Origin of the sequence: Rickettsia endosymbiont of Ixodes scapularis (assembly GCF_000160735.1) — a bacterium.
GTDB lineage: Bacteria > Pseudomonadota > Alphaproteobacteria > Rickettsiales > Rickettsiaceae > Rickettsia > Rickettsia tamurae.
Window position 1 is genome coordinate 1,071,014 of the sequence record NZ_CM000770.1, and the last position, 5,206, is coordinate 1,076,219.

Here is a 5,206-nt window from a genome sequence, read left to right on the forward strand (position 1 = left end):
TTTTCAATTAGTAAGCTATAGTCAATTTATAAAAATAATAGGTCCACATTTACCACTATTAGTACTAATATTCAATTCTATTTTGGATCAGTGTGACGGACTCTCTTTTGTAGATTCAAGTAGTATAGAGGTATGTAAGAGATACCGTATTTCAATGAATAAAGTGTTCGCCGGCATAGCAGCAAGCAGTAAGACAACAAAAGGTTGGTTCTATGGACTTAAACTACATCTAATAATTAATAGAGCCGGTGGTATAGTTAAAGCATCTTTTAGCCCTGGCAATAAGGATGATAGAAAACAGCTGGAACTGATAATCAAAAATCTTTTTGGTAAAGTATTCGGAGATCGTGGTTATATTTCGCAACAATTATTTCTACAACTTTTAGAGCAAGGAATTTTTATGGTAACTAGGGTAAAGAAAAATATGAAAAATAAACTTATGTCTATGTTGGATAAAATATTATTGCTTAAAAAAGCATTAATAGAATCTGTGTTTAGTAAAATTAAACTATTGGGGAAGTTTGAGCATTCAAGGCATAGATCAGTTACAAATGCCTTTGTGCATATGGTTGCAGCACTGATAAATTATCAAATGTCTGATAATAAACCTTCTATTACATCTCTCTTGATATGCTAAATCCTATGCTATATTAATTCAAAACTCGCGTAGGGTAGGTTTATTTTTTGTTTTCTCATTAATTCTCCTAAATTTATCAGTTGCTACTAAAACCTTTACAATATCCTAGGTTTGTATGACTCTGATATCATTGCCGTAGTGTGGAGACAACATATGGCATTTTTCCCTCTAAAACTATTTATAAGAAAAGTTAAGACTTAGGTTTCTCAAAATATGGCTAGCTTTCCCCTGATAATTCTAAATATGTATTTATTTCATGTTGCAAATTATATGGTATAGCTTAAGCAGGTAAGGTAGTTACTTTTTGTAATACGTGATAAACAGCATCAAAAAAATATGTAAAGTTACTAGTATCTTTTCTAATTTGATGTTTAATTTTAAACCAATAATGTTCTATAGGACTAAAGAACCCTCAGCTATAAGCTGAGGGGTTATAAAGTGGAATCGATTAGAAATCGATCATCATTCACAGGTTCACCTTCCTGTTCATCAATATAGTGCTGTATCATTTCATCAGTTATATTACCTGAACTGACCGCCATATAGCCCCTAGCCCACAAATGATTGCCCCAAAATTGTTTTCTTAAATGAGCAAATTCTTGCAATAAAATTCTTGAGCTACTACCTTTTAAATACTGTACTAACTTGCTAAGAGATATTTGTGATTTATATGAGATAAACATATGCACGTGATCACATGATATTTTCCCTGAAATTATATATACTTCATGTTCCATACAAATCTGCCTTAGTAAATCTCTAGCCCTTTCCGCTACTTTGCCTATCAATACTCTCTTCCTATATTTTGGTATCCATATAAGATGTACTTTTAAATCATACTGACTATGACTATTCTTTCTATAACTTCTCATGTTTCTTGATATAAATTCATTGCTAAAGCAATTTCATTATATCTTCCCTTCGCCTGAAGCGAGGGATTTCTTATTCCCGAAGGGGGACATTAAGATCAGGACTGTAAGTAGGAAGGAATAAAATACTTGCCCCTACCGATTCAATTAATTCTTTTACCTTAGAGTTTTTATGAAAATTAATATTATCCATTACTACGACTTGTCCTGCCCTTAATTCTTTAATGAGTATATCCTTGACATACGTCTCAAAAATAGCTTTATTACAATTGCCTTCAAATATTAGAGGTGCTACAATATTGCTATTAAATAGGCCAGCAATCATACTAATTCTGTGTTTGTGCTGATAAACTTTTTCACCATAACATCTTTCTCCTTTTGGGCTCCAGCCATGTTCTCGACACGCATTATCTTCTATTCTTGATTCATCCAAAAACACTAGTTTATCTTTGTCTATGGTGGTTATCTTTTCTATAAACTCATTTCTTAATTTATGATTTCTTTTGGGATGAAGAAAAGTTTTTTTATAGCTGTAACCAACTTTTCTAATCATGTTTATTATAGTTCTTGCTGACACTTTACTAGGATACAAGATGGCTAGCTCTCGACTGCTTTTATCTTTATTAGATTCCAAAAATTTTTTAAATCCTTCCATATCTGTTATTTTATGACTATGCCCTTTTTGATAGCCAGTTTTTAATTGAACATCTCCTGTTTCTTTCTTTAATTTCTTCCAATCATATATTACTTTACGGCTGATATTAAATACTTGACTTGCTTCTATTATTCTTTTCCCTGACTCAATATATTGAATCACTCCCTTTCTTAAATCATATGAATATGGACTTGGCATAACTATTTTCTAATTACTTTACCATATCCTTTTATTAATATCACTATCTTAATTGCCTATGCTATACAAAGGAATATAATTGTGACGCATTTGATGGAACGTAATTAATAATGCATAAAAGCGTTGTTGCATGGATACCAAATCGTCATTGCGAACGACTAAAAGGAGCGTGGCAATCCAAAAAAAACAATAAAAAAATGCTAAAATTAGCATTTTTTACTGGATTGCTTCGTTAAAACTTACAGTTTTTCCTCACAATGACGTTGAAAAGTGACCCACATAACAACGCCTTCGCAGGAACGACATGGTAACCATACGTACCTAATCACTAAAATTATAACTAATATTTTTTCTAGCAAAACTTATATCTTTTAAACGTTCACAAACCTTTTCAAAAACTTGTTTAGGCAAGATATTTGAAGCATTAATTTGTAAAAATTTATCGTCTTTTAATTTAATCGAAAAAGAAGGCTCTTGAAATTCCGGTCCATCAATTTCTCTAGCAATTTTTATATAATAACCGATTATATGACTGTTGTAATAATCATTTTTACTAATCATTTTCTTAGCTATTTTATTAATCTGCATGTCAGTTTTAGCAGTATAAGTAACTGTAAGGGCAATACCTAGCATAAGACGCTGTCTATGACTAAAAGGAATGTCTGAAGATAATATAAATTCCAAAACAAAATTTGCTCTGAGCGTTTTATCAATATTTTTATTATATTGTGCTAGCATTATAGCGAGTTCAATAATAATAAGAGTCGTGGCATCGGAATTAATTAAAAGATATTGTACTGCTTCAATATATTTTTCAATTTTACATATATTTCTATCAAATTTTACTAATCTCTTTACCCTCTCATAAATAATATCTTTTTCTGTTTCATGAGACGGCAACGAGTCAAATCTTACTCCTTCTTTTAAACCGTAATTTGAGATAATAATTTTTTCCGGTGAAAATACCTTAATCATCGCCTTTATTACTAAAACTGCATTATAATTTATGGCTTTCTGCTCATAATAACTTAGCTTTAATTTATCGATTTGCGATAATTTATCTAAATATAACTCAAACTCTACACGATTTATTTCAAAATTATGTAAATTTTTAAGAGGATAATTTATAGACTCCATATATATACGGCTCATTAGACGTAATGCACCGCCAATTAAATATAAATTAGGATAATGTGCAGCTCCAAATTCCTCCTCTAGCATTTTAGTAATCAGCCCAACATCACCAAAATTGCTACTAGCAATAATTTTTGTACCAAGCGGCAATGATTTTAATTTACCGACTTTTTTATTTCCAATCTGTGCAAGCTCAAGACTTCCACCGCCAGATCGGCTACAATACCGAAGCATCACTAATGCCGGAAATTAATCCGGCAGCAGTTAAATAAGCTTCACGTTCACCTGAGATAATTTCAATATCAATATTGAATCTCTTTTTAATTATAGCTTTGAATTCATCCGCTTTAGGATGCCCTCTAAGTATAGCTGTTGCAACACATCTAATATTAGTAACGAACAGTTTGGTAAAAATATGGATAAGATATTGTAGAGATAAATATGTTTGATGTTCTACGTCTAAATTATCTAAATTAAGTAAATTTGTAAGATAATTTCTAAATTTATAATTAAAAATTTCCGGAGCTCCAAGCTCATCACTTTCATAAACTACAGCTCTTAAAGCATTTGAACCGATATCAATAATCGCTGAACGCATTTTTGGATCTTACTCATTATTTTCCGGAGCAGTTGTTGTTTCGGTCTCTTCAGAAGCCTCATTATTATTTTTATTTGCCCTAGGGTCAAAAGGTATTTGAGTAGGTACAAAAGTCGGCGGTAATAATCTACTAGTAAAAAACTTATCTTCGTAATATTTAATTTTACGAGATTTTATAGGAGGAAAAGATTCTATTAAAACAATTTGCTCATCTCTAGGTAACTGTATTACTTCTTGAGGTAAAAGTAAAGCTCTTTGAACTTGAGAAACGTTTTGGGTTCTAGTAGAAATATTAAGGTCAAAAAATAAAGGTTTACTAAATGATCTTTGTTCTACCGTCTTATTACCGACAAGCTGCGATATTAAATTTGCCGTTTCATAGTTATTAGCAGCAAAAGTAATACGATATGTTGCATTAGATAAGAAAGAATTCATCCCTGCATCTTCATATGTTCCTTTTAACTGCTGCGTATCTTGAATAATCAAAAATAACCGAACTCTATAACCTCTAAAATAAGCTATACCGGCTTTAAAAGTATCCATCTTTCCAAGTGTCGGGAACTCATCAAGTAAGAACATTACCCCATGCGGCTCTTCCTTTAAATCCGGCATTTTGCGGCTTAAAAATTCTGTCGCCTGCTGATAAAACACCTGCATTAATTTTTGTAAACGCTGTATATTATCGGGTGTTAACCCTACATATACGGTTGTTTTTACTTTTTTAAATTCTTGTATGTTGAAATCAGAAGATGCTGTAGCTGAATCAATAAGCGGATTTGCCCATAATTCAAGCGATGAGTTCATTGTAGATATTACACCCGAACGCTCTTTATCGGCTTTTTGCAAAAACGCAGCAATATTCATATATGCAACAGGATGTATTACACCGCCAAGCGTATCGAGTACGACCGCTAGATTATAAACTACGTCGTCACTTCTCATGGTACGCACTACTTCACCGAAAGATTTAGTTTTAGTAGGATCGGCTATTAAATATAAAGTTACACCTAAAAATAAACTTCGTGCTTCGTTATTCCAAAAATCCTTTTCCGGCATTATAAGATTTGAAATTTTCTGCACGTCATCAACCATCTGCCCAGGCTTAGTACTAACCC

General features: G+C 32.0%; 4 protein-coding genes and 1 pseudogene. 1 reads left to right on the forward strand and 4 read right to left on the reverse strand.

The genetic code is table 11. The features are described 5' to 3' along the window. A partial coding sequence (locus REIS_RS05410; protein ID WP_008580248.1) for an IS982 family transposase occupies nucleotides 1-637 on the forward strand: 637 nt, incomplete at its 5' end. Nucleotides 638-1,068: 431 nt separating this feature from the next. Here REIS_RS05410 and tnpA read toward each other — a convergent pair. The 4 genes and pseudogenes from tnpA to REIS_RS05430 form a co-directional block, all read right to left on the reverse strand. Continuing rightward, complete coding sequence (tnpA, locus tag REIS_RS05415) at nucleotides 1,069-1,509, reverse strand: IS200/IS605 family transposase (protein WP_008579210.1); 441 nt, start codon at nucleotides 1,507-1,509, stop codon at nucleotides 1,069-1,071. Nucleotides 1,510-1,579: 70 nt separating this feature from the next. Next, the gene (locus tag REIS_RS12750) at nucleotides 1,580-2,359 is read right to left on the reverse strand and encodes an IS630 family transposase (protein WP_008580249.1); all 780 of its coding nucleotides are present in this window, start codon (nucleotides 2,357-2,359) and stop codon (nucleotides 1,580-1,582) included. Nucleotides 2,360-2,680: 321 nt separating this feature from the next. Continuing rightward, nucleotides 2,681-4,091 (reverse strand): annotated as a pseudogene (locus tag REIS_RS05425) (Ppx/GppA family phosphatase). Nucleotides 4,092-4,100: 9 nt separating this feature from the next. Further along, nucleotides 4,101-5,206: type IV secretory system conjugative DNA transfer family protein (locus REIS_RS05430; protein WP_008580251.1), on the reverse strand; the 1,106-nt coding region annotated here is incomplete at its 5' end.

Excerpts from the sequence above, each read along its gene's own strand:
- tnpA (WP_008579210.1), bottom strand. The coding sequence starts at position 1,509 with ATGAGAAGTTATAGAAAGAATAGTCATAGTCAGTATGATTTAAAAGTA.
- REIS_RS12750 (WP_008580249.1), bottom strand. The coding sequence starts at position 2,359 with ATGCCAAGTCCATATTCATATGATTTAAGAAAGGGAGTGATTCAATAT.